The sequence below is a fragment of the Robinsoniella sp. KNHs210 genome (assembly GCF_000686105.1).
Classification (GTDB): Bacteria; Bacillota; Clostridia; order Lachnospirales; family Lachnospiraceae; genus Robinsoniella; species Robinsoniella peoriensis.
Genome location: NZ_JMLZ01000002.1, coordinates 1,161,828 through 1,186,244 on the forward strand (window position 1 = coordinate 1,161,828; position 24,417 = coordinate 1,186,244).

Annotated in this window: 22 protein-coding genes; 19 read left to right on the forward strand and 3 right to left on the reverse strand. The window is 42.0% G+C overall.

The genetic code is table 11. From position 1 onward, the window contains the following. The first annotated feature begins 12 nt into the window (after nt 1-12). The 9 genes from CD03_RS0111925 to CD03_RS0111965 all read left to right on the forward strand — a co-directional run bounded on the left by CD03_RS0111925 (nt 13) and on the right by CD03_RS0111965 (nt 8,651). Nucleotides 13-873, forward strand: a complete 861-nt coding sequence (locus CD03_RS0111925) for an NAD(+)/NADH kinase (protein WP_027293832.1) — start codon at nt 13-15, stop codon at nt 871-873. 10 nt (nt 874-883) lie between these two features. Beyond that, entirely contained in the window at nt 884-1,345 is a 462-nt protein-coding gene (argR, locus tag CD03_RS0111930) for an arginine repressor (protein WP_027293833.1), read from the forward strand. Between the two features lie 32 nt (nt 1,346-1,377). Next, nucleotides 1,378-3,060: a DNA repair protein RecN gene (recN, locus tag CD03_RS0111935; protein ID WP_027293834.1), complete on the forward strand. Its 1,683-nt coding sequence runs from the start codon at nt 1,378-1,380 to the stop codon at nt 3,058-3,060. A 199-nt stretch (nt 3,061-3,259) separates the two neighbouring features. Further along, a complete protein-coding gene (gene spoIVB, locus CD03_RS0111940; protein WP_242849085.1) occupies nt 3,260-4,513 on the forward strand; it encodes a SpoIVB peptidase in 1,254 nt (417 codons plus the stop codon). Nucleotides 4,514-4,645: 132 nt separating this feature from the next. Further along, on the forward strand, nt 4,646-5,443 hold the full coding sequence (spo0A, locus tag CD03_RS0111945; RefSeq protein ID WP_027293836.1) for a sporulation transcription factor Spo0A: 798 nt from the start codon (nt 4,646-4,648) through the stop codon (nt 5,441-5,443). Nucleotides 5,444-5,516: 73 nt separating this feature from the next. Beyond that, on the forward strand, nt 5,517-6,956 hold the full coding sequence (gene glgA, locus CD03_RS0111950; RefSeq protein ID WP_027293837.1) for a glycogen synthase GlgA: 1,440 nt from the start codon (nt 5,517-5,519) through the stop codon (nt 6,954-6,956). A 69-nt stretch (nt 6,957-7,025) separates the two neighbouring features. Beyond that, the gene (locus CD03_RS0111955) at nt 7,026-7,211 is read left to right on the forward strand and encodes a hypothetical protein (RefSeq protein WP_027293838.1); all 186 of its coding nucleotides are present in this window, start codon (nt 7,026-7,028) and stop codon (nt 7,209-7,211) included. A gap of 19 nt (nt 7,212-7,230) precedes the next feature. Further along, nucleotides 7,231-7,479 (forward strand): spore coat protein, encoded by a 249-nt coding sequence (locus CD03_RS0111960; protein WP_027293839.1) that lies wholly within the window; start codon nt 7,231-7,233, stop codon nt 7,477-7,479. 341 nt (nt 7,480-7,820) lie between these two features. Further along, nucleotides 7,821-8,651, forward strand: a complete 831-nt coding sequence (locus CD03_RS0111965) for an acyltransferase domain-containing protein (protein WP_052377774.1) — start codon at nt 7,821-7,823, stop codon at nt 8,649-8,651. Here the strand turns inward: CD03_RS0111965 and CD03_RS0111970 are convergent. Together CD03_RS0111970 and CD03_RS0111975 are read right to left on the reverse strand one after the other, a co-directional pair. Continuing rightward, nucleotides 8,646-10,457, reverse strand: a complete 1,812-nt coding sequence (locus CD03_RS0111970) for an ABC transporter ATP-binding protein (protein ID WP_242849086.1) — start codon at nt 10,455-10,457, stop codon at nt 8,646-8,648. The genes CD03_RS0111965 and CD03_RS0111970 overlap by 6 nt on opposite strands. Then, entirely contained in the window at nt 10,435-12,156 is a 1,722-nt protein-coding gene (locus tag CD03_RS0111975; RefSeq protein WP_027293842.1) for an ABC transporter ATP-binding protein, read from the reverse strand. The genes CD03_RS0111970 and CD03_RS0111975 overlap by 23 nt, the downstream gene beginning before the upstream one ends. Before the next feature lie 236 nt (nt 12,157-12,392). Between CD03_RS0111975 and CD03_RS36000 the strand changes: the two genes are divergently transcribed. Beyond that, nucleotides 12,393-13,265, forward strand: a complete 873-nt coding sequence (locus CD03_RS36000) for a hypothetical protein (protein ID WP_027293843.1) — start codon at nt 12,393-12,395, stop codon at nt 13,263-13,265. Between the two features lie 25 nt (nt 13,266-13,290). Here CD03_RS36000 and CD03_RS0111985 read toward each other — a convergent pair whose 3' ends face one another. After that, on the reverse strand, nt 13,291-14,814 hold the full coding sequence (locus tag CD03_RS0111985) for a putative polysaccharide biosynthesis protein (protein ID WP_027293844.1): 1,524 nt from the start codon (nt 14,812-14,814) through the stop codon (nt 13,291-13,293). 286 nt (nt 14,815-15,100) lie between these two features. Between CD03_RS0111985 and CD03_RS0111990 the strand changes: the two genes are divergently transcribed. From CD03_RS0111990 to CD03_RS0112035, 9 genes are all read left to right on the forward strand, one after another. After that, on the forward strand, nt 15,101-15,559 hold the full coding sequence (locus tag CD03_RS0111990; RefSeq protein WP_027293845.1) for an RrF2 family transcriptional regulator: 459 nt from the start codon (nt 15,101-15,103) through the stop codon (nt 15,557-15,559). Nucleotides 15,560-15,572: 13 nt separating this feature from the next. Continuing rightward, nucleotides 15,573-16,760 carry a cysteine desulfurase NifS gene (gene nifS / locus CD03_RS0111995; RefSeq protein WP_027293846.1) on the forward strand — a complete coding sequence of 396 codons (1,188 nt, stop codon included), beginning with the start codon at nt 15,573-15,575 and terminating at the stop codon, nt 16,758-16,760. An 80-nt stretch (nt 16,761-16,840) separates the two neighbouring features. Beyond that, nucleotides 16,841-17,284 carry a Fe-S cluster assembly scaffold protein NifU gene (gene nifU, locus CD03_RS0112000; protein WP_027293847.1) on the forward strand — a complete coding sequence of 148 codons (444 nt, stop codon included), beginning with the start codon at nt 16,841-16,843 and terminating at the stop codon, nt 17,282-17,284. Continuing rightward, nucleotides 17,284-18,360 (forward strand): tRNA 2-thiouridine(34) synthase MnmA, encoded by a 1,077-nt coding sequence (mnmA, locus tag CD03_RS0112005; RefSeq protein WP_027293848.1) that lies wholly within the window; start codon nt 17,284-17,286, stop codon nt 18,358-18,360. The genes nifU and mnmA overlap by 1 nt, the downstream gene beginning before the upstream one ends. A 59-nt stretch (nt 18,361-18,419) precedes the next feature. After that, nucleotides 18,420-19,229 (forward strand): histidinol-phosphatase HisJ family protein, encoded by an 810-nt coding sequence (locus CD03_RS0112010; RefSeq protein ID WP_027293849.1) that lies wholly within the window; start codon nt 18,420-18,422, stop codon nt 19,227-19,229. A 273-nt stretch (nt 19,230-19,502) separates the two neighbouring features. After that, nucleotides 19,503-20,516, forward strand: coding sequence for a type I glyceraldehyde-3-phosphate dehydrogenase (gene gap / locus CD03_RS0112015; protein ID WP_027293850.1), 1,014 nt, complete (start codon nt 19,503-19,505; stop codon nt 20,514-20,516). 200 nt (nt 20,517-20,716) lie between these two features. Further along, nucleotides 20,717-21,907 carry a phosphoglycerate kinase gene (locus tag CD03_RS0112020; RefSeq protein ID WP_027293851.1) on the forward strand — a complete coding sequence of 397 codons (1,191 nt, stop codon included), beginning with the start codon at nt 20,717-20,719 and terminating at the stop codon, nt 21,905-21,907. A 71-nt stretch (nt 21,908-21,978) separates the two neighbouring features. Further along, entirely contained in the window at nt 21,979-22,728 is a 750-nt protein-coding gene (gene tpiA, locus CD03_RS0112025; RefSeq protein WP_027293852.1) for a triose-phosphate isomerase, read from the forward strand. A 381-nt stretch (nt 22,729-23,109) separates the two neighbouring features. After that, nucleotides 23,110-24,408: a homoserine dehydrogenase gene (locus CD03_RS0112035; protein ID WP_027293854.1), complete on the forward strand. Its 1,299-nt coding sequence runs from the start codon at nt 23,110-23,112 to the stop codon at nt 24,406-24,408. Nucleotides 24,409-24,417 lie beyond the last annotated feature (9 nt).

Consider the following 24,417-nt stretch of genomic DNA (forward strand, 5'->3'; position numbering starts at 1 on the left):
AGGTATATCAGTATGGATAAATTTTATGTGATAACGAATTGCTTAAAAGATCCGGATATGGAGACTACAAAATCTATCCGGGATTATCTGGAAAGTCAGGGAAAAGTCTGCATGATACAGCAGCGTCCGGGCAAAAATAAATTACATAATTATAAGTATACCAATGCAGCGCTTATCCCTCCGGATGTGGACTGTGTATTGGTGCTGGGCGGTGATGGAACGCTTTTGCAGGCATCACGTGATCTTGTCGAGCGGAATATACCTCTTCTTGGAATTAACCTGGGAACACTGGGATATCTGGCTGAGATTGACCGTTCTAATATTAAGCCGGCGCTAGATAAGCTGCTGCTGGATGAGTATGAGATTCATGAGCGGATGATGTTAAGCGGAACGGCATATCATCAGAATAAAAAACTGATGAGTGACATTGCGTTAAATGATATTGTAATCGGTCGTAATGGAAGGCTTCGCATTATAGATTTAAATATTTATGTAGATGATGAGTTTTTAAATTCTTACAGCGCAGACGGCATTATCATCTCTACGCCTACCGGATCTACCGGGTACAGCCTGTCCGCAGGCGGTCCGATCGTATCTCCTGAGGCAGAGATCATAATGATAACGCCGATTGCGCCCCATACATTAAATACCAGAAGCATTGTACTGCCACATAATGCGAAGATAACAGTGGAAATCGGAGAAGGACACAGTACCAGAGAGGGTGCGGAAGCCACCTTTGACGGAGACACTTCTGTAAATTTAAACTGTAATGATCAAATTGTCATTACAAAGGCAGACCGCTGTGCAAGACTGGTCAAAATAAATAATATCAGTTTTTTGGAAATATTACGAAAGAAAATGTACCAGACATAGGAGGTGTGGCATGAAAATAGCAAGACATGCTAAAATAGTAGATATCATCAACCGCTATGAGATAGAGACACAGGAAGAACTGGCAGAGCGGTTAAACCAGGAAGGTTTCCGTGTGACCCAGGCTACTGTGTCCAGAGATATCCGTGAATTAAAACTTACTAAAATTGCCATTAACGGCGGACGGCAGAAATATGCGGTGATGCAGGCAAACGGAAATGGAATGAACGAAAAATACCTGCGGGTATTAAAAGACGGTTTTGCATCTATGGACATGGCGCAGAACATCCTGGTTGTGAAAACGGTATCCGGGATGGCTATGGCGGTAGCAGCAGCCCTGGATGCCATGCATTGGCCTGAGATAGCGGGATGTATTGCAGGAGATGATACCATTATGTGTGCCATCCGAAGCGTGGATGATACACTGCTTGTTATGGATAAAATCCGTAAAATTGTAGGAACAGAGCACAAATAATCTTTTGTCGGGAGAGGTAGAAGGATAAGCTTATGTTACTAAATCTACATGTAAAAAATATGGCGTTAATACAGGAACTGGAAGTGGACTTCAGGAAAGGTCTGAATATACTGACAGGTGAGACAGGAGCTGGTAAATCTATTATTATCGGCTCTGTTAACGTTGCACTTGGACTTAAAAGTTTTAAAGAATTCGCAAGAGAGGATGCAGATTACGCATTAGCCGAACTGGTGTTTTCTGTTGAACAGGAAAACCAGAAAAAGCAGATTCTGGATATGGATATACCGATTGAAGACGATCAGGTGATCATCTCCAGGAAGCTGATGAATGGAAGAAGCATCACAAAAGTAAATGGGGAAACGGTTCCGGTTTCCGTTGTTAAGGAACTGGCGGAGATTTTGATTGATATTCATGGACAGCATGAGCATCAGTCACTGCTGAATAAAAAAAATCATTTACAGATATTGGATGAATTTGCGAAAGAAGAGCTGGCAAAATATAAAGATAAAGGTGCTGCTCTGTATAGAAATTATACAAAAATTAAACATCAGCTGTCAGACACCAGAATGGACGAGGCACAAAAGGCAAAAGAAATGGATTTTCTGCAGTTTGAAGTAGATGAAATAGAAGAGGCCGGGTTAAAAATAGGGGAGGATGAGGAACTGGAGGCACAGTTTCGAAAACTTTCTAATGGTAAGAAGATTATTGAATATATTACAGAGATTCATGATCTGTGTGGAAACGACAGTATGTCAGGAGCCGCCGAAAATCTGGGCAGATCCTTAAGGAATCTCTCTCTGGTTACGGAATATGATAAGGAACTGGAAGGACTGTATAACCAGCTTGCCGATGTGGAAAGCCTTCTGTCGGATTTTAACCGGGAACTCAGTGCCTATATGGGAAGCATCTCATTTGACGGAGAGGATTTTGCCAAGATAGAAGACCGCCTTGATTTTATTAATCATTTGAAATCAAAGTGCGGCAACAGTATCAAAGCGATATTGGCATATAAGGATGAAAAAGAAAAGAGGCTGTCAGAACTTCGGGATTACGATGCCTATATGGAACGTTTAAACGGGGAATTTGAGGCTTGTAAAGCAGAACTGGATAAGAATGCCGCTAAGATGTCTGCGATCCGTAAATCCTATGGTAAAAAGCTTGCAAAGACTATCCGTGAGGCTTTGGTGGACCTGAACTTCCTTGAAGTGCAGTTTGAAATAGCCGTAGACCAGACCGGACAGGCAGATGCAAATGGATATGATGAGGTTTGTTTTATGATCTCCACAAACCCCGGGGAAAGTGTAAAACCGCTTGGCAGCGTGGCATCCGGAGGGGAACTCTCCAGGATTATGCTTGCGATTAAAACTGTTCTGGCGGATAAGGATGCTACGGAAACCCTTATTTTTGATGAAATTGATGTGGGAATCAGCGGCAGGACTGCCCAGAAAGTATCGGAAAAGCTGGCAGTTATTGCCAGGAACCATCAGGTTATCTGTATTACCCACCTGGCTCAGATTGCATCCATGTCAGACAGCCATTATGTCATCGAGAAAAAAATTGTTAAAAACAATACGATTACATCCATCCGTGAACTGTCTGAGGATGAGAGTATTCATGAGATTGCCCGGATTCTGGGCGGTGCAAAAATCACGGAAACGGTTATGGAAAGTGCAAAGGAAATGAAAGAATTGGCATTATGTACAAAAAAATACTAGAGTGAATCTGCTGCGATACTCACATACTAAAAAAGGATATACCAAGTGTATATTCTTTTTATTTTTGCAATCTTTTGATTAGAAAGTGTAAAAGATAATACACTACTGATTTGGGAATAGTACAAGAGAGCTTGTGTTAATTCCGGGGTCAGGCATGAGAATGCGAAATAATTGAATGATGATGAAAGGATGTGAGCATGTGGCAAAGAATAGAAAGCGTTGCAGGAAGATCATTATTTCGGTTTTAACAATTGTTCTTTTTGTCAGCGTGGCAGGGGCATTTTTAATAGACCGCAGCATACCGGATCGCTTACAGGTGGTATCGTGCGACAGGAAAACTCAGATTTTAAGATATCCATTTGATACGTTTATTGAGGAAAACGTAGCACAGGCCGCCAGTCAGAACGGTTCTAACATTCCGCAGGATAACCTGAAGATGAGTTCTCAGGAACCGTATACTATTGAATGTAAATTGTTTGGAGTTATTCCGGTAAAGAACATCCAGGTAGATGTGGTGGAACGCAGTAAGGTAATCCCTTGCGGCAGCCCGGTGGGAATCTATATGAAAACAAGAGGAATTCTGGTGGTAGGAACAGGAGCAGTAAATGGAATGGATGGGGTAGATTATGAACCTGCGGCTTCCGTTGTTCAGTCCGGAGATTATATATTGGGGGTAAATGGAAATCCAATATCCGATAAAAAAGAATTAATTTCCCGTATAAATGAATCAGGCGGATCGGATATAACGCTGGAAGTTCAGAGAAAAGGGGAAATCACGGATTTAAAGGTAAAACCGGTTATGACCGGAACGTCTGAATACAAGACCGGCATCTGGGTTCGTGATGACACTCAGGGTATCGGAACCCTTACGTATGTGGATGAAAATGGAAATTATGGAGCTCTGGGACATGGAATCAGTGACGTGGATACCAGTACGCTGTTATCACTTCAGGAAGGAAAATTATATCCTTCAGACATTATTTCTGTAGTAAAGGGTGAAAAAGGCACACCGGGTGAACTGGCAGGAGTAATCCGCTATGACGAAAACGAAGTCATGGGCAGTATTACGGCAAATACTGAGGCAGGCATATTTGGTAAAGTGACAGAATCTTTTAAATCCCAGCTGAAAGGGACACCAATAGAGGTTGGCCTTAAACAGGAGATCGAAACAGGCCCTGCAACGATACGCTGTACCGTAGATGGTACTGTAAAAGAATACGACATAGAAATCGAAAAAGTTTTATTAAATAGCAGCGATGTAAATAAAAGCATGGTGATTAAAGTGACAGATGAGGAATTACTGCAGAAAACAGGCGGAATTGTCCAGGGAATGAGCGGAAGTCCCATCATTCAGAACGGAAAATTAATCGGCGCAGTAACCCATGTTTTCATCCAGGATTCGACAAGCGGATTCGGTATATTTGCGGAAAACATGATTTTTGTCGATTCTTGATGACAAGTTTTTCTTGATAATAGGTTCAAATGTTATATAATACAATTAGTTTTTGTTCGTGACAATTTATGGTATGGGCAAACATTAAATTTAGCGTACAATGACAAAAAAGTAAAATTGGAGGAGAGATTTGTGGAAAAATTAAATATAGCGATCGCTGACGATAATGAAAGAGTCGTCCAGTTACTGGATAATATTGTTGGCAGCGATGACGAACTTAACGTTGTGGGGAAGGCGGCGAATGGTGAAGAGCTTGTAGACATTATTAAACAAAAAGAACCGGATGTAGTACTATTAGATATTATTATGCCGAAGGTTGACGGTTTAACCGTCATGGACCGGATCAATAAAGATAAGACGGTTAAGAAACATCCGGCATTTATTGTCATTACAGCAATTGGACAGGAAAAGATTACAGAAGATGCATTTGATCTTGGGGCGGATTATTATATTTTAAAACCATTCGACAACGATATGGTAATCAACAGAATTAAGCACGTAAGAAGAAATAGAGAAAGAAACTTTGCCGAAGTGCGAAAAGTAAATGCGTATGAAAGCAAGAATGAATATATGGAACGCAATCTGGAGACGGATGTAACAAATATTATTCATGAGATTGGCGTTCCGGCACACATTAAAGGATATCAGTATTTAAGAGATTCCATCATCATGTCGGTAAATGATATGGAAATGCTGAACTCAATTACGAAAATTTTATATCCAACAATCGCGAAAAAGCATCAGACGACACCGAGCCGTGTAGAAAGAGCGATTCGCCATGCGATTGAAGTAGCCTGGAGCCGTGGTAAGATGGACACAATCGACGAACTTTTTGGCTATACGGTAAGCAATGGAAAGGGTAAACCAACGAACTCAGAGTTTATTGCCCTGATTGCAGATAAGATCAGATTGGAATATAAAAACAGATAATGCTTTTCATAACGCCTAAAATGAGGTATAATGTATGATTATAAGACTAAATCTACATTAGGGAGGGTATGGTATGAAGAAAGTATTATTTGTCGCATCTGAGTGTGTCCCTTTTATTAAAACGGGAGGTCTTGCGGACGTAGTAGGATCACTTCCAAAATGTTTTAACAAAGAAGAATTTGATGTGCGTGTAATTTTGCCCAAATATATGTGCATGAAAGAAGAGTACAAGAGCCAGATGAATTATGTGAGTCATTTTTACATGGATTTAGCATGGCGTTCTCAATATGTGGGAATACTGGAAATGAAATATGAGGGAATTCAGTTCTATTTTATTGATAATGAATATTACCTTTCAGGACCTAAGCCCTATGGGAATATTTATGAAGATATTGAGAAATTTGCTTTTTTTTCCAAGGCTGCGCTCTCTGCGTTACCGGTAATTGGATTCAGGCCTGATATTGTACACTGCCACGACTGGCAGACAGGGTTGATACCGGTTTATCTGAAGGATCGGTTCCATGAAGGAGAATTCTTCAGCAGCATGAAATCTATTATGACCATACATAATCTGAAATTCCAGGGAGTCTGGGATATGAAGACTGTAAAAGATATGACAGGACTGCCTGCATACTATTTTGCTCCGGACAAATTAGAAGCTTTCGGGGATGCAAATTATTTAAAAGGCGGCATCGTATATGCCGATGCAGTAACAACAGTCAGCGATACTTATGCGGAAGAAATTAAAACACCATTTTATGGCGAGCATTTAGACGGGCTTATGAGAGCCAGAGCTAACTGCTTGTCAGGGATTGTCAACGGTATTGATTATGAAGAATATAATCCGGAGACAGATCAGTATATAGTTAAGAATTATAATGCGAAAAATTTCCGAAAAGAAAAGATTAAGAATAAACGCGCTCTGCAGCAGGAATTAGGCTTGGAACAAAATGATAAGAAGTTCTTGATAGGTGTTGTATCCAGGCTGACAGATCAAAAAGGGTTTGATTTGATCGCCTATATAATGGATGAAATGTGCCAGCAGCAGGATTGGCAGTTCGTTATATTAGGTACTGGTGAAGAGAAATATGAGAATATGTTCCGGCATTTCGCATGGAAATATCAGGGAAAGGTAGCGGCTTGTATCTATTATTCCGAAGCGATGTCCCACAAGATTTATGCTTCCAGTGATGCGTTCCTGATGCCATCTTTATTCGAACCATGCGGACTCAGCCAGTTAATGAGCCTTCGTTACGGTACCGTACCGATTGTAAGGGAAACAGGAGGTTTAAAGGATACCGTTTGGCCATATAATGAATATGAAAGTACAGGAACCGGATTTAGCTTTGCAAATTACAATGCCCATGAAATGTTTAATACGATTAAATATGCATATTACGTATTCAATGAGAAAAAACGTGAATGGAATAAGTTGATCGACAGAGGCATGGCAGCAGATTTCTCCTGGGATACATCTGCCCAGAAATATGCAGAGCTTTATAACCGCTTATAAGAATAGTTTTCCTCCTTTTTAGACATACTAGTAAAGTAAAATAGATATGTCAAAAAGGAGGAATTTTTTATGGCAGAAATATCAGAATTAGATTTACAGAACCTGCGTCATCTCATCGGTGGTTGTGCTACTACGCACTGTAAAATGACTGCATACGCATCTCAGGCTCAAGACCCGGGTGTAAAACAGTTTTTCCAGAAGTCAGCTCAGTCTGCAATGGAAACAAAGCAGCAGTTAATGGGATTCTTACAGTAATCAACAGGAGGAAAAAAACATGGATGAAAAAACAATGGTATCTGACACGCTTGTAGGTATTAACGGTGAATTAACACGTTATGCTGAGATGATTACCCAGTCTGAAAATCCACAGCTGAAACAGACTTTAAAACAGATCCGTAATCAGTGTGAAATGTCTCAGGAAGAAATTTACCAGATCGCAAGAGCAAAAGCTTATTATGTGCCGGCTGCAAAAGCAACGGCAGAAGAAATCTCTCATGTACGTTCTATTCTGACTCAGGGTTAATTAATGAGCCTCGGCTGAATATATTGGCCAAATAGAATGAGAAAGAAAGACCCGGATTGTCGGCTGTGGATTGATATGCAGCCGGCATGTCCGGGTTTTTCTGCGCTGTTTCAAAGTTTTTCCTCCGGATACTGTAAACCAGGCTGTACATCTTACTTCAGTCGAAGCGAAATTATCCAATTATGAAATAAAGTTAACTTAAATAAACATTAGTTCTTGTCTGCCTTGAATAATATAGTTATAATACAGATAGTTTTTTATATAGTCATCAGAACAGGAGGCCTAATGGATGTTCCTGGTCACTTTGCCGACTGCATTTCCGGATGCAAATGAAGTTATCAATGAGCAGAATAGAAAGGTATAAGATAATGAGTATGAGTTTAAAAGATTTATGTGAAAAAATAGAATTACCCGAAGCAGTAATCAGCAATGTAATATTACTGGAACAAAGTTTAGAGTTGGATCAGTTAGACGCAGTGAACCTGCTTATGGATTCCGGAAACTGGGATACCGGGCTGAATATACTGCGTACCCGGCTGGGGGAAGATAAAGAGGGATTTAAAATTCTTACCGTGATGCTTTATGCAGCATTAAAAACGAAGATGACTTATGACAGGATGGGGATTGAGGAGTCTGTTTTCTTAGATACGATGAAATGTTTTACGAGATTTGTCAATGAATACAGGGAAAGCTATGGTGACTATGGTTTTGACCGCGATTTTTGGGTACCCAGACAGTTATCCTGTCTGTTGTTTCGGCTTGGAACTCTTGAATTCGAAATGAAAGTGATTGATAATGGCGGGGTACTGGATATACACATACCCTCAGACGCTGATCTATCCAGAGAAAAGTGTGATGAATCTTACGAAATGGCAAAGCGGTTTTTTTTACATTATTTTCCGGAGTTTCAATACAGAAATATCTGCTGCAGCTCCTGGCTCCTTTCTCCTGAATTGAAAGAGGTGCTTCCGGTGCAATCAAAAATTATTCAGTTTCAGAATCAGTTTAAAATCACAGAGGTATATCCGGATAACCAGGAGTATTTGATCTGGATTTTTAAAAGTAAGGATATTCCATTTGAAAAATTACCTGAAAATACTTCTCTGCAAAAAAATGTGAAGCGGTATCTCCTGGAAGGAAAACACATTGGTAGTGCAGATGGGATATTATAATCCCATCTGTGTTTGATACATATCATAATATAGACCTCTTCGGGTAAGCAGTTCTGTATGGTTTCCCATTTCAGCAATTTCTCCATCTTTTAATAAGAGTATAACATCTGAATCCCGAATCGTTGATAATCGGTGGGCGATTATAAAAGAAGTACGGTTTTGTGTCAGATTCAATACGGCTTTTCGGATCTTCTGTTCTGTTCGGGTGTCTACGGAGCTGGTTGCCTCGTCCAGAATAAGGATCGGAGCATCTGCAAGGATTGCTCTGGCTATGGTAATAAGCTGGCGTTCGCCCTGGCTGAAACTGCCAACCTCTTCTCCCACTAGTGTATCATATCCGTTTGGCAGGCGGCTGATGAAACTATGTGCTCCTGCGGCTTTCGAGGCGGAAATCACTTCCTCATCCGTGGCATCTTCCCGCCCATATCGGATATTTTCCCGAATGCTTAGATAAAATAGTGCCGTGTCCTGCAATACGATGCCGAAACTGTTTCTAAGACCAGCTGTTTCGTAATCCCGCAGGTCATTGCCATCCAACAGGATGCGCCCGCCAGTCACATCGTAAAATCGTGCCAGAAGACTGATGATTGTGGTTTTTCCGGCCCCGGTGGGTCCTACAATCGCAATGCGGGTACCGGAAGGAACTGTGAAGCTTAAATCCTTTAAGATAGGGATATCAGGGTTATATCCAAACCAGACATGGTCAAACACAACTTCCCCCGTTGGATGTTCAACAGGCAAAGCATCCGGTTTGTCTGCCGGTTCAGGTGTTTCATCAAAAATATCAAAAATTCGCTCTGCCCCTGCCACAGCCGTCTGAAACACGTTGAATATGTTGGATACCTCAATGAGGGGCCTGGTAAACTGTCTGGAATACAGCAGAAAACTGGATATTACACCTACGGTAATGAGACCGCGGGATGCCATAATACCGCTGACAACAGAGATACAGATAAAACCTAAGTTGTTAATAACATTCATGATGGGCATTAGATAACCGGACCAGATCAGAGCTTTTGTTCCAACCTTGCACAGGGATTCATTGTAACTTTCAAATTCATCGGTAACCTGCGTTTCACGTCCGAAAGCTTTTACCAGAGACAGTCCTGCTATGCTTTCTTCAATATGCCCGTTTAGAGAGCCAAGTACATTTTGCTGTTCCCGGTATAATTTCCGTGTATGTTTTGTAATTGTTTTTGTAAGCAGAAAGACAAATGGAACGGTAATCAGCGCGGTTATGGTAAGCCAGAGGTTTAACCAAAGCATAATGCAGAGAATGCCCGTTAAAGTAAAGGCGAGCATCATAAGCTGAGTTAAGGAATCTGAAATAGTAGTGCTGATATTGTCTATATCATTTGTAAGTCTGCTCATCAAATCGCCATGCTGGCTTTTGTCAAAATAAGAAAGGGGCAGGTCTTTCATTTTAGAAAATAATGTTTTTCGGATAAAACAGATCATTTTCTGGGATACGGATGCCATTAGAAAGGACTGCAAAAAGCGGATTGCCCAATCAGCAAGATACACAATAAATAATGCTGCTAACAGAAATGGTACCGGAGTTAAAGCATCAATATGATCAATAATGCGCCCAATCAGAAAAGGGGTCAGCATTGCAGAAAGAGACGCAAAACCGGATAGTAAAAAGACGGTTAACAAGCCCTGGCGGCGGCCTTTCGTAAGATTCCACAGCCGTAGTAATGTGCCGCCTAAGTTTCTGGGCTTAACTACAGGCAGCCCTCTTTGATGCCTCAGAGATGCTTTAGAGGGCGGCATTCCATTTGATTTAAGCTCTGGCAATTTCATCATCTCCTATCTGTGAACGGTATATTTCCTGGTATACGGTGCATTTGTTTAAAAGCTCTTCATGGTTTCCCTGCCCGCAAAGAACACCGTCTTCCATGCAGAGGATCAGATCGGACCGCATAACGGAAGAGATTCGCTGGCTGATTAAAAAGACGGTAGTGCCCTGGGAATGAGATCGGATATTGTGCATCACGGCAGCCTCGGTAGATGCATCTAATGCACTTGTGCAGTCGTCCAGAATCAGAATCCCGGGCTGACGGATCAGAGCTCTTGCAATGGACAGCCTCTGTTTCTGTCCCCCGGAGAGATTGACGCCGCCCTGACCGAGAATAGTATCGTATCCATCCGGAAAGGATTCAATAAAACTGTGGGCACAGGCTGCCTTGGCAGCTTTATAAATGGAATCATCCGCAGCTTTTGAATCACCCCAGCGGAGATTGTCAATGATACTGCCGGAAAACAAAAATGATTTCTGAGGCACAATGCCAATGTGGCTGCGCAGGCGTCCGGTTTCTACGGTACAGACATCTTGACCGCCTACAAAGACAGCACCTGCGGATACATCATAAAATCTCGGTATCATATTAACCAAGGTGGATTTTCCGGAACCGGTGGAACCGATGATCCCTATGGCAGATCCGGAGATGGCGCTAAAACTGATGTTCTGCAGTGCCATTCGTTTGGAACCGGGATAGGAAAAAGATACATCCTCAAATTGTACTTCTCCGGTCAGATTGGCTTCTTTTGGATTTTTAGGTTCGGACATAGCCGGTACCTCATCTAATACCTGCTGGACACGTTTTGCTGAGGCGGTGGCCCGAACCATGCTGTTTAAAATATTGGAGACCATACTGAGAGAAAAAAGTACCTGAGTCATATAATTAACGGAAGCCATTAATTTACCAACGTCTGTTTGTTCCCCATTGCCTCCAAGCCATAGTAATACCACAATTCCGGTGTTGACAGTTAGATTGATCAAAGGGCCGAAGACGGAAGTTACACGCATGGCTGAAGTGCCGGAAGCAGCCAGTTCATCGGCGGCATTAGCAAATTTGTCTGTTTCAAAGCGCTCCCGCCCAAAGGCTTTTACAACCCGGATGGAGGTTAAAAATTCTCTGCTGACATTATTTAGCCGGTCCAGCTTTTTTTGCAGGCGTGCAAATCTGGGATAGCCCAGGAGCATATTTCCAAGGATCCAGATGGAGCAGAGTATCAGAATCAGAATGATCATAGGAATCTGTTTAGGTGTCCGGGTCACGATTAAAAAAATGGCACCAATGCAGGTAATGGGGGCCTTTACCAATATCCGCATACTTCCGTTAATGAAGTTCTGAATCTGTGTCACGTCATTGGTCAGCCGTGTTATGAGGGAAGCCGGGTTAAGCTTATCAATATTTGCATAAGAAAACGTCTGGATTTTTTGAAATAGAACAGAACGCAGTTCTTTTCCGATCTGCTGCGAGGTTCGGCTTGCAAGGATATTCCGCATAACGGCACCTAAGGCGCCAAGGAGTGCCACGCCAAGCATCACCATTCCGTAATATAGAACCACGGATGTATCCTGGTATTTAACACCTTCATCTACGATGCGGGACATAAAAGCCGGCTGAAGCAGATCGCAGAGCGCTTCTATTGTTAAGAAGAAGATTGCACAGCAAAAAAGCAGTAAATGTTTTTTGATCATAGAAAATATCAGTTTCAAAATGTTACCTCCCTGTCTTTTGTCAGATAAATTATATCATGAAATAGAAAAGCGTGATGGAAAAAATAGTGTCTGTTATTCTATCCGATATTCTATTTGCAAGTATATCTTAAATTTTACTTAATTAGCAAACCAGCCGTGCAAAAATCTTGTCATGATAAAGAAAGTATGACATAATATACCTATTCAATATGGTATGCAAAAAGGCAGGAAAACATTTAAGGGAGTGACCGGAAATGGAGAAAAGAATGAATAAAAAGTGGAAACTGTTGATCTTGACATTAACAGCAATATGTATGTTTGGGATGCTGTCTGTTACCTCTCTGGCAGGTTTCCGGCAGACAGAAGGCGGATATCGTTATTACATGGATGGAACGGATCAATATCTGAAGGGTTTTCAGACCGTGGATAACAATACGTATTACTTCAATAAAAAAGGCTATATGCAGACCGGCTGGGTGAAAATAGGAAAAAGTTATTATCACTTCACCGACAATGGCATTATGACGAGAAATAGCTGGTATGGATCATATTTCCTGGGACGAAACGGTAAGATGGCAGTCAATAAGTGGATTGGCGGCCGGTATGTGGGAAAAGACGGTGCATGGATTCAGGGATATGATAAGAAAAGCAAGCCCGGATTTGTACAGACGGCAAAAGGAACCAAGTATAAAAAACCAAATGGTAAATATGCAAAAAGAGAATGGCTCTGGATTGGCAAGAACGGAAGTGTGACAAATGGGTATTGGTATTATTTTTATACCAACGGCATTATGGCAAAGAACACCTGGCTGAATGGGATCTTCCATATGAACAGCAAAGGACGTCTGGATACAGACAAATGGATAAGCGGGAGATATGTGGATAAGGACGGAGAGCTGGTCCGCAATGCATGGGTAAAAAATACATATTATGTGGGTTATGACGGCAGAAAATACCGCAGCATGTGGATCGATGACCATTATGTGGGCAGCAATGGTAAAATGGTGAAGAAAAGATGGGTTGGTAATAAATATCTGCAAAAGGATGGTACGCTGGCTAAAGATAAATGGATTGGTGAGCGCTATGTGGATGTGAACGGCAACTGGATAAAAAATAAAAAGAAATAAGATACAGATATTAAAAAGCTGTCGGTCATTTGGCCGGCAGCTTTATTACGCGAAAAACGAAAAGCAGTAGTACGTAAGACAATGTTAAGAGGATTGCTAATGAAAACAGCTCGATCAGCGGAGGGGGAACAAATCCCAGTGAATGTACCGACTGTCTTGCGAAAAGAATAATGCCGATGCTGAGCACCAGTGCCAGCACAGGAAGAACGATGGATGCCTGCACATGGAAGGAATAGTCATATTCCTTTTTCAGGGAACGCAGAGCCATAAATGCTATAACCAGTTCACTTGCCAGTAAGCCCCAGAGATACCCGGAGATTCCAAACAGGGGGACAGCGAACCATACAAAGCCAATTCTGAGCAAAAGACCGATGGTGCTTTGAATAAAAGTAGTAGTCGTTTTGCCAAGTCCATTTAAAACACTGGTCAGGGTAGTGGTCAGATAAAGAAACGGACAGATCCAGGAAAGCGTTAGGATAAAAGGACCAGCCAGATCACTGTGAAACAATACCTCACCCATTTCATTGCCCAGTGCAAGGAAAACTCCGGTGCACAGAATTCCAAGAATCAGGCTGTATTTAATCGTATTTTCAATGGTTACGGTAATTCGCGTACCGTCCTGGGCGGACTGGGCTTCGGAAACGGTGGGCAGCAGTAAAGTAGACGCGGATGCGGTAATTGCGGATGGAAATAATATGAGCGGTATCGACATACCGGTCAGGACGCCATATGTACTCAGTGAAGTAGAAACATCCATTCCATATACTCTCAGGCGAAGGGGTATAAAAAGTGCTTCCATGCTTTGCAAAAGGTTTAGCAGTACGCGGTTTAAAGTAAGGGGTGTAGATAAGGATAACATCTCCTTGAAATTGGTTACCATAGAACTGGTTGGAGAATCCTTGTAGTTTTCATTTCCAAAGTGTACGGCGATAACCGTACTGCATAACAGGAATGAAACCACTTCTTCCGTAACCATACCATATACGGCAAGTGCTGGTGTGATGGCAATTCCTTTTTCAATAAAGATAATGTAAAGAACGTATGAAGTTCCCATGCGGACCAGGGATTCAATCAGCTGGGAGATAGCAGGTACATTGGTGCGGCGAAGTCCATAATAATATCCGTTAATACAGGAGTGAACCGCGGCAAAAGGAACCGAGTAGGCAAGCAGGCGCAAAAGTTCGGCACATCGTGTCTCTTCCAGGAAATGCACGGATATAAAATCAGCATAAAAGAAGAGGACATAGCAGGCAAGTGCGGATAGAGCCAGAGAGATAGTAAGACCGGTTATGAATATATTCCGGGCACCTTTTTTATCACCAACCGCCATTTTTCCGGATACGAATTTGGAGATGGCAGTCTGGATACCGGAAGCAGTCAGGGAACAACTCATAGCATAGATTGGGAAAATTAACTGGTAAATCCCCATTCCTTCCGCACCGATTGTATAAGAAAGGAATATTCTATAGAAGAAGCCGATGATGCGGCTGGCGAAACCGGCAAGGGTCAGAATGATGGCTCCCTTAATGATAATATGCTTTTTGTTCATAGGAAGTCTCCCACAAGTTTTCTTTAATATATATTCGATATAAGTGCTTGACAGAACTATGCAGTGGTGTTATATTTTACCTATGAAATCCGAGTAAATTACTGGGGATTAAAGTCAAATCCGCGGCAGCAAGCTTGGCGGGGGGATTTGTTCGATGCTCTGCTTCGATCCGTGCTAAACGTGCGTTACCGGCGCACAGCACTCCTCGCGGCAGTCGCCAGGTGGATGTGCCCGCACATCCGTTTGGCTCGTTGCCCGCGGAAATAAAGTTTAAGAAGGTGAGCAGATGAAGCTTTCTACAAAAGGCAGATATGGGCTTCGTGCGCTGATAGATTTGGCGATGTACAGTGAAAAGGAAGCAGTGTCCATCAGCAGTATTGCAGCCAGACAGAATATTTCGGAGAGCTATTTGGAACAATTAGTAGGAAAGCTTAAAAAAGCAGGAATCGTACTTAGCATCCGCGGAGCTCAGGGCGGCTACAAGCTGGCAAAACCCGCATCCGATATATCAGTAGGTGACATCTTAAGAGCTTTGGAAGGGAATCTGGATGCCGTAGAGTGTCCGGGACTGAAAGAAGAAAACGGATGTGAAGGCGCAGATCTATGTGTCACCAAATACGTATGGCAGCGTATCAATGAAAGTATAAGCCACGCAGTGGACGAAATGAAATTGGATCAGTTAGTAGAAGAAAGTAAAAAAACAAAAAATAAAGGGCAGCAAAAATCAAAAGCATGTGAAAATTAAGGAGATGGTTATCATGAAGAAATTAATATATCTGGATAATGCGGCTACAACTAAAACTGCTCCGGAGGTAGTGGAAGCAATGCTTCCTTATTTTACGGAGAATTATGGGAATCCATCCAGCATTTATGAATTTGCAGGTGTCAGCAAAAAAGCCGTGTCACAGAGCAGAGAAATTATTGCAAAAGCATTAGGCGCAAATGACAATGAGATCTATTTTACCGCAGGAGGCTCAGAAGCAGATAACTGGGCACTTAAGGCTGCAGCTGAAGCATATCAGTCAAAAGGAAACCATATCATTACCACAAAAATAGAGCATCATGCCATTCTTCATACGGCTGAGTATCTGGAGAAAAACGGTTTTGAAGTGACTTATCTGGATGTAGATGAAAATGGTGTAGTGAAACTGGAACAGCTAAAGAAAGCAATCCGTCCCACCACAGTCCTCATTTCTGTTATGTTTGCAAATAATGAAATCGGAACCATTCAGCCGATTAAGGAAATTGGAGAAATTGCCTGTCAAAATGGCATTCTTTTTCATACAGATGCGGTACAGGCTTTTGGACAGCTTCCGATCAATGTAGATGAATGTCATATCGATATGTTAAGTGCAAGCGGACATAAGTTAAACGGACCAAAAGGGATCGGCTTCTTATATATCCGTAAAGGTGTGAAAATCCGCTCTTTCGTTCATGGCGGAGCACAGGAGAGAAAAAGACGAGCAGGTACAGAGAATGTACCGGGCATTGTGGGGCTTGGAGCAGCGGTACAACGTGCTGTAGATACTATGGAAGTAAGAACGGCTCAGGAAATAAAATTGCGGAATCATCTGATTGAACGGGTGCTAAAGGAAGTGCCGTATACAAGATTAAACGGACACCACACATTGCGTCTTCCTAACAACGTGAACTTCAGCTTCCAGTTTGTTGAAGGAGAATCCTTACTGATCATGCTTGATATGGAAGGTATTTGCGGTTCCAGCGGTTCCGCCTGCACATCCGGTTCTCTGGATCCGTCCCATGTATTACTGGCAATCGGGCTTCCGCATGAAATCGCCCATGGTTCATTGCGTTTAACATTGAGCGAAGAAACCACAATGGAAGACATTGACTTTGTAGTAGAAGTCATAAAGAAAATCGTTGAAAAGCTGCGCAGCATGTCACCGCTATATGAAGATTTTATGAAAAAGGCAGTACGTAAATAAATATAGATAAAAATCATAGATTTGAGAAAAATAATAGAACAAGTGATAACAGGTCACAGAGAATATGGAGGAAACTTAGAATGTACAGCGAAAAAGTTATGGATCATTTCCAACATCCAAGGAATGTAGGAGAAATAGAAAATGCAAGCGGTGTAGGTACCGTAGGAAATGCAAAATGTGGAGATATCATGAGAATTTATCTGGATATCGATGAAAATAAGATTATCCGCGATGTAAAATTTAAGACTTTCGGATGCGGCGCTGCAGTTGCTACCAGCAGTATGGCAACGGAACTCGTAAAAGGCAAAGATATAAACGAAGCACTGAAGATTACAAATAAAGCAGTAATGGAAGCCTTAGACGGACTTCCGCCTGTAAAAGTACATTGTTCCCTGCTGGCTGAAGAGGCAATTCATGCTGCACTGTGGGATTATGCTGAAAAGAACCACATTCAGATAGATGGATTGGAAAAACCAAAGTCAGATATTCACGAAGGTGAAGAAGAGGAACAGGAAGAGTATTAATGGAAAAGAAAAAAGTAGTCGTAGGAATGTCCGGAGGAGTTGATTCCTCCGTTGCGGCCTACCTGTTAAAAGAGCAGGGATATGATGTAATTGGTGTCACCATGCAGATATGGCAGGATGAAGACAACGAAGTGCAGGAAGAAAATGGCGGATGCTGCGGGCTGAGTGCAGTAGATGATGCCAGAAGAGTGGCGCAGGATCTTGAGATTCCATACTATGTAATGAACTTTAAGTCGGAATTCAAAGAAAATGTGATGGACTATTTTGCAAAGGAATATCTGCAGGGAAGGACCCCCAATCCTTGTATCGCCTGTAACCGTTATGTGAAATGGGAATCTCTTTTAAAAAGAAGCCTGGACATCGGAGCGGATTATATAGCCACTGGGCATTATGCCAGAGTGACACAGCTGCCAAATGGCAGATATACATTAATGAAATCAGCAACAGCGGCAAAGGACCAGACATACGCATTATATAACCTTACTCAGAATCAGCTTGCCCATACCCTAATGCCGGTAGGGGCATATACCAAAGACGAGATCCGCGAAATTGCAGACAAGATCAATCTTCGTGTAGCACATAAACCGGACAGTCAGGAGATCTGTTTTGTTCCGGATAAAGACTATGCATCATTTATCGAAGAATATTCCGGAAAGCGGATACCCCAGGGTAATTTTGTAAATACAAAGGGAGAAGTGATCGGACGTCATAAAGGAATTACCCATTATACAATCGGTCAGCGTAAAGGATTAAATCTGGCAATGGGACATCCTGTTTTTGTGGTGGAAATCCGTCCGCAGACAAATGAGGTGGTTATCGGTGAAGGAGATGAGGTATTTGGACATACGCTCTATGCTAATCATCTGAACTTTATGTCCATTGAAGATCTGGATGGGGAGATGGAAGTAATGGCGAAAATCCGTTATAACCATAAAGGCTCTCCCTGTACCGTAAAAAGAGTAGAAGAGGATAAAGTACTCTGTACTTTCCCGGAACCGCAAAGGGCCATAACACCCGGACAGGCTGTAGTTTTCTATGACGGCGACTATGTGCTTGGGGGAGGTACCATCCTGTAGCGGACTGGTGCATCATTATGCGATGAGGTACCGGAGCGTGTTTGAAAGGAGTATTCGAGATGAAATCAGATTACCATCTGCATACCTGGCATTCCGCAGATTCGGAAACGCCCATGCGTTCCATGATCGAAGAAGGCATACGGATTGGACTGAAAACCATGTGTTTCACCGAACATATGGATTATGACACCCCAAAGGAAATGGGGGATTTTGAATTAAATACAGAAGCATATTTCAATGAATACCGGTGCTTAAAAGAAGAATATCAGGATAAAATGGAATTGCTTTTTGGCGTAGAATTGGGATTGCAGGCACATCTTGCAGAAAAACACGAAGCCTATGTGCAGAAGTATCCTTTTGATTTTATTATCGGTTCCTCCCATGTGGTCAGGGGATGTGATCCCTATTATCCCAGCTTCTTTGAGGGAAGGACAGAAGAATCCTGCTATCTGGAGTATTTTGAATCTATTGAAAAGAACATACGGGCATTTTCTGATTTTGATTCATACGGGCACCTGGATTATGTAGTCCGTTACGGGCCTAATAAAAACCGGGATTATTCCTATGAAAAGTATCGGGAGATTCTGGATGGCATCCTAAGGCTGCTGATTGAAAAAGGGATTGCCCTGGAAGTAAATTCCGGCGGGATCAAGTATGGACTTGGAGAGCCGAACCCATCGGTGGATGTGATCAGTGCTTACCGGAAACTGGGCGGAGAATTGATCACCCTGGGGTCAGATGCCCATACACCGGAATACCTGGCTTATGAATTTAAGAAGCTTCGGCAGATTTTAGAAGAATGCGGTTTTACCCGTTATACCGAATTTCGGAAAAGAAAACCGGAATTTGTAGAACTTACGAATATATAAGGCGTATATGAGGTATGGAAGCTTGTCTCCTGCGGGGCAATCTATAACAAAAAGACATGTTTCCCCGCTAATATGCCATTTTTAATGTGCAGGTATACAGAAATTTGTAAAAGAAGCATAAATTTTGAAATTGCACTTGAATTTTAGAAGGAAATTAGGTAAAATAGCAAATAGGTTGATGTTTCTTTAACAATCTTAATGAAACTCTAAACTAACCAGGTACATATAATATGCTCCCGGTTATAATATTTTATTCTTAGGAGGAATTAAATCATGGCAGTAAAAGTAGCAATTAATGGTTTTGGACGTATTGGACGTCTTGCTTTCAGACAGATGTTTGGCGCAGAAGGATATGAAGTAGTTGCAATCAACGACTTAACAAATCCTAAAATGTTAGCACACTTATTAAAATATGATTCAGCTCAGGGTAGATATGCATTAGCTGATAAAGTTACTTGCAGCGAAGATTCCATCACAGTAGACGGAAAAGAAATCAAAATCTACGCACAGAGAGATCCTAAAGATCTTCCTTGGGGCGAATTAGACGTTGACGTTGTTCTGGAGTGTACAGGCTTCTTTACATCCAAAGATAAAGCTTCTGCTCATATCGCAGCAGGCGCTAAGAAAGTTGTTATTTCTGCTCCAGCAGGAAATGACCTTCCTACAATCGTTTACAATGTAAACCATACAGAATTAAAAGCAGAAGATACTGTTATTTCAGCAGCTTCTTGTACAACAAACTGCTTAGCTCCTATGGCTAAAGCTTTAAATGACTTAGCTAAAATCAAAACTGGTATCATGGCTACTATCCATGCTTACACAGGAGATCAGATGACTCTTGACGGACCTCATCCAAAGGGAGATTTAAGAAGAGCTCGTGCAGCAGCAGCTAACATCGTTCCTAACAGCACAGGCGCAGCAAAAGCTATTGGTTTAGTTATTCCTGAATTAAACGGAAAATTAATCGGATCTGCTCAGCGTGTACCAGTTCCAACAGGTTCTACTACTATCTTAACAGCAGTTGTAGAAGGAACAGTTACAAAAGAAGATATCAATGCAGCTATGAAAGCAGCAGCTACAGAATCTTTTGGTTACACAGAAGAAGAATTAGTATCCAGTGATATCATTGGAATCAGATTCGGTTCCCTGTTTGATGCTACACAGACAATGGTACTGCCATTAGATAACGGCACAACACAGGTTCAGGTAGTTTCATGGTATGACAATGAAAACTCCTACACAAGCCAGATGGTTCGTACAATCAAATACTTCTCTGAATTAGCATAATTCAAGCAAAACAGAGATAACAAGTTAGATCCTGAAGGGTCCGGTCTTAGGACTGGACTCTTTTGTGGTTTTGCTGGTGCATTTGATCATATTCAACCAATTTAACAATACGTATTCTGCTCCACAGTTGTGTTCCAATGATTGCGGAGCAATAATATAAAGTTCATAATTATAATAAATAACCCAGGAGGCAGATACACATGCTTAATAAAAAATCAGTAGATGATATTAATGTAAAAGGCCAGCGCGTACTGGTTCGTTGTGATTTCAACGTACCGTTACAGGAAGGCAGAATTACAGATGAAAACCGTTTGGTTGCAGCTCTTCCTACAATTAAGAAATTAATTGCTGACGGCGGAAAGGTAATTCTTTGCTCCCATCTTGGAAAACCTAAGGGTGAGGCAAAACCGGAATTATCTTTAGCTCCAGTTGCAGTTCGTTTATCCGAATTGTTAGGACAGGAAGTAAAATTTGCAGCAGATCCTGAAGTAGTAGGAGCAAATGCAAAAGCAGCTGTTGAAGCAATGAACGACGGGGATGTAATTCTTCTTGAAAATACACGTTACAGAGCAGAAGAAACAAAGAATGGCGAAGCATTCAGCAAAGAATTAGCTTCTCTTTGTGATGTATTTGTAAATGATGCATTTGGTACTGCCCACAGAGCACACTGCTCAAATGTAGGGGTTACACAGTATGTGAAAACAGCTGTTGTAGGATACTTAATGCAAAAAGAGATTGATTTCTTAGGAAATGCAGTAAATAATCCGGAGAGACCATTCGTAGCGATCCTTGGCGGATCCAAAGTTTCCTCTAAGATTTCTGTAATCAACAACCTGCTTGATAAAGTAGATACTTTAATCATCGGTGGTGGCATGTGCTTTACATTTGCAAAAGCACAGGGCATGGAAATCGGTAAATCTTTAGTTGAGCCGGATTACCTGGATTACTCCAAAGAAATGGTAGAAAAGGCAAAAGCAAAAGGCGTAAACTTATTACTGCCGGTTGACTATATTGCAGCAAAAGAATTTTCAAATGACTCTGAATTCCGTACAGTAGAAGGAAATTTAGATGCAGATGAAATGGGACTTGACATCGGACCTAAATCCGCTCAGATGTTTGCAGATGCATTAAAAGATGCGAAAACAGTAGTATGGAACGGACCAATGGGATGCTTCGAAATGTCCAACTTCGCAGGCGGAACAGTTGCAGTAGCAAAAGCACTTGCTGAGATCGATGCTACAACAATTATCGGCGGCGGTGACTCTGCAGCAGCAGTTAACCAGCTTGGATTTGGTGATAAAATGACTCATATTTCAACAGGCGGCGGCGCTTCACTTGAATTCCTGGAAGGAAAAGATCTTCCCGGAGTAGTAGCTGCAAACGATAAATAAGATTCAGTATAACTATAAAATCCGGGCAGTATCATATCTGCCGGATTGAAGAAAACAGGAGAATAAGAAAAATGGCAAGAAAGAAAATTATCGCAGGAAACTGGAAAATGAACATGACTCCAAGTGAGGCAGTTGCATTAGTAAATGAATTAAAACCATTAGTAGCAAGTGAAGAAGTAGACGTAGTATTCTGCGTACCTGCAATCGACATTATCCCGGTTATGGAAGCAGCTAAAGGATCCAATATCCAGGTTGGTGCTGAAAATATGTACTATGAAGAAAAAGGCGCTTACACAGGAGAAATCTCACCTGCAATGTTAACAGATGTTGGTGTTAAATATGTAGTTCTGGGACATTCTGAAAGAAGAGAATACTTCGCAGAAACAAACGAAACAGTAAATAAGAAAGTATTAAAAGCTTTCGAACATGGAATTACACCAATCGTTTGCTGTGGCGAAACATTAGAGCAGAGAGAACAGGGCGTAACCATCGACTTCATCCGTCAGCAGATCAAAGTTGCATTCTTAAATGTAACAGCAGATCAGGCTAAGACAGCGGTAATCGCTTACGAACCAATCTGGGCAATCGGAACAGGTAAAGTAGCAACAACAGAGCAGGCTCAGGAAGTTTGCGCTGCAATCCGTGTCTGCATCGGCGAAATCTATGATCAGGCAACAGCAGAAGCAATCCGCATTCAGTACGGCGGATCTGTATCAGCAGCAAGCGCAGCAGAATTATTTGCTCAGGCAGATATTGATGGCGGCCTTGTAGGCGGAGCAGCTTTAAAACCAGACTTTGGTAAGATTGTAAATTACAAATAATTTATAGTTAAATCGATAAAATTAATCAAACCCTCCGGCATCTTGCCGGAGGGTTTTTAAAGCGCTAATGTGAAAAACATGATTGTATACGGCTGTTATGTCGGATGCATATTTTTATAAAAGGTATATCCATTCCGGCCCAGCTTTGACTTTCTTTCATATAAAGCCTGGTCAGTCTTTGATATAATCAAAAAAGTTTTTATTGTAAGTGTGGCACAGATTGTTGCATAATCATCACCATAGTAGCGTATTTGCATATTGCTGCATAAAAGCATCTCATGGGGAGAAAACCCCAAATTTGAATTGCAGCCCACCGGCGTTTAGTGCTATAATATACAACGTAAGTGATGTCCTGTTACAAAAGGATAAAAAGGAGAAGAAATGAGCGAGGTAAAGAAAATCAACATTGCCCTGCTTGGTCTGGGAACAGTGGGTACCGGAGTTTACAAGGTTTTGAAGAGCCAGCAGGAAGAAATGCCCTGCAAGATTGGCGCAGAACTTGTGATTAAGAAAATTCTGGTCCGCAACCTGGAGAAGGCTGCAGCCAAAGTGGATGATCCGTCAGTTCTTACGAATGACTGGAACGAAATCATTCAGGATGGGGAGATTGAAATCGTCATTGAAGTAATGGGAGGGATGGAACCCGCCAAAACTTATATGATGCAGGCCCTTGCGGCAGGGAAAAATGTAGTAACAGCCAACAAGGATCTGGTTGCTGTTGATGGAAAAGAGCTGTTGGATATGGCAGCGCTCCATCAGAAGGATTTCTTGTTTGAAGCAGCCGTTGCAGGTGGAATTCCGATCATACGGCCGCTGAAGCAGTGTCTGGCTGGAAATCATCTGTCGGAAGTCATTGGAATAGTGAATGGAACTACCAATTTCATCTTAACGAAAATGACGGAAGATGGCATGGAATTTGCAGATGCGCTGGCAATGGCTACGGAACTGGGCTATGCAGAAGCAGACCCCACCGCGGACGTTGAAGGTCTGGATGCAGGGCGTAAGGTGGCAATTATGGCATCTATTGCATTCAATTCCAGGGTAACCTTCCAGGATGTGTATACGGAAGGAATTACGAAGATTACGGCAACCGATATCCGCTATGCCAAGGAAATGGGATGCCACATTAAGCTGTTAGGCGTTGCCAGGAATACAGAGGGCGGAATAGAAGCAAGGGTACATCCCATGCTGATTCCAAGTACGCATCCGTTGGCGGCGGTAAATGATTCCTTTAATGCAGTATTCGTCCATGGAGATGCAGTGGATGATGCCATGTTCTATGGCAGAGGAGCCGGGGAATTACCAACAGCCAGTGCCATAGTAGGGGATGTATGCGATATTGCCAGGAATATCCGGTTTGGGTGCACCGGCAGGATCAGCTGTACCTGCTATAAGAATTTGCCGATTATGAAAATTGAAGATGTGAGAAGCCGCTATTTCCTGCGTATGCAGGTGGAGGACCACCCAGGTGTATTGGCAAGTGTAGCCAGTGTTTTCGGCAACAATGGAGTAAGTATCGAGAAGATTATTCAAAAGACAAAACGAGGTGATCTGGCTGAAATTGTCGTGATTACAGATTCTATTGAAGGGCGGCATTTTGATGATTCCCTGAAAATATTTGCAAGCATGTCAATGATCAATGAAATTTCAGCAGTAATCAGAGTGTACGGGCACTCATAAAATACAGAC

What these genes read in the sequence shown, in the direction of transcription:
- CD03_RS0112020 (WP_027293851.1), top strand. Translation starts at nt 20,717, where the DNA reads ATGCTTAATAAAAAATCAGTAGATGATATTAATGTAAAAGGCCAGCGC.
- tpiA (WP_027293852.1), top strand. Translation starts at nt 21,979, where the DNA reads ATGGCAAGAAAGAAAATTATCGCAGGAAACTGGAAAATGAACATGACT.
- CD03_RS0111985 (WP_027293844.1), bottom strand. Translation starts at nt 14,814, where the DNA reads ATGAACAAAAAGCATATTATCATTAAGGGAGCCATCATTCTGACCCTT.
- CD03_RS0111990 (WP_027293845.1), top strand. Translation starts at nt 15,101, where the DNA reads ATGAAGCTTTCTACAAAAGGCAGATATGGGCTTCGTGCGCTGATAGAT.
- CD03_RS36000 (WP_027293843.1), top strand. Translation starts at nt 12,393, where the DNA reads ATGGAGAAAAGAATGAATAAAAAGTGGAAACTGTTGATCTTGACATTA.
- CD03_RS0111965 (WP_052377774.1), top strand. Translation starts at nt 7,821, where the DNA reads ATGAGCAGAATAGAAAGGTATAAGATAATGAGTATGAGTTTAAAAGAT.
- CD03_RS0111925 (WP_027293832.1), top strand. Translation starts at nt 13, where the DNA reads ATGGATAAATTTTATGTGATAACGAATTGCTTAAAAGATCCGGATATG.
- CD03_RS0111970 (WP_242849086.1), bottom strand. Translation starts at nt 10,457, where the DNA reads ATGATGAAATTGCCAGAGCTTAAATCAAATGGAATGCCGCCCTCTAAA.
- nifU (WP_027293847.1), top strand. Translation starts at nt 16,841, where the DNA reads ATGTACAGCGAAAAAGTTATGGATCATTTCCAACATCCAAGGAATGTA.
- glgA (WP_027293837.1), top strand. Translation starts at nt 5,517, where the DNA reads ATGAAGAAAGTATTATTTGTCGCATCTGAGTGTGTCCCTTTTATTAAA.
- nifS (WP_027293846.1), top strand. Translation starts at nt 15,573, where the DNA reads ATGAAGAAATTAATATATCTGGATAATGCGGCTACAACTAAAACTGCT.
- recN (WP_027293834.1), top strand. Translation starts at nt 1,378, where the DNA reads ATGTTACTAAATCTACATGTAAAAAATATGGCGTTAATACAGGAACTG.
- CD03_RS0112010 (WP_027293849.1), top strand. Translation starts at nt 18,420, where the DNA reads ATGAAATCAGATTACCATCTGCATACCTGGCATTCCGCAGATTCGGAA.
- argR (WP_027293833.1), top strand. Translation starts at nt 884, where the DNA reads ATGAAAATAGCAAGACATGCTAAAATAGTAGATATCATCAACCGCTAT.
- CD03_RS0111960 (WP_027293839.1), top strand. Translation starts at nt 7,231, where the DNA reads ATGGATGAAAAAACAATGGTATCTGACACGCTTGTAGGTATTAACGGT.
- mnmA (WP_027293848.1), top strand. Translation starts at nt 17,284, where the DNA reads ATGGAAAAGAAAAAAGTAGTCGTAGGAATGTCCGGAGGAGTTGATTCC.
- CD03_RS0111955 (WP_027293838.1), top strand. Translation starts at nt 7,026, where the DNA reads ATGGCAGAAATATCAGAATTAGATTTACAGAACCTGCGTCATCTCATC.
- CD03_RS0112035 (WP_027293854.1), top strand. Translation starts at nt 23,110, where the DNA reads ATGAGCGAGGTAAAGAAAATCAACATTGCCCTGCTTGGTCTGGGAACA.
- gap (WP_027293850.1), top strand. Translation starts at nt 19,503, where the DNA reads ATGGCAGTAAAAGTAGCAATTAATGGTTTTGGACGTATTGGACGTCTT.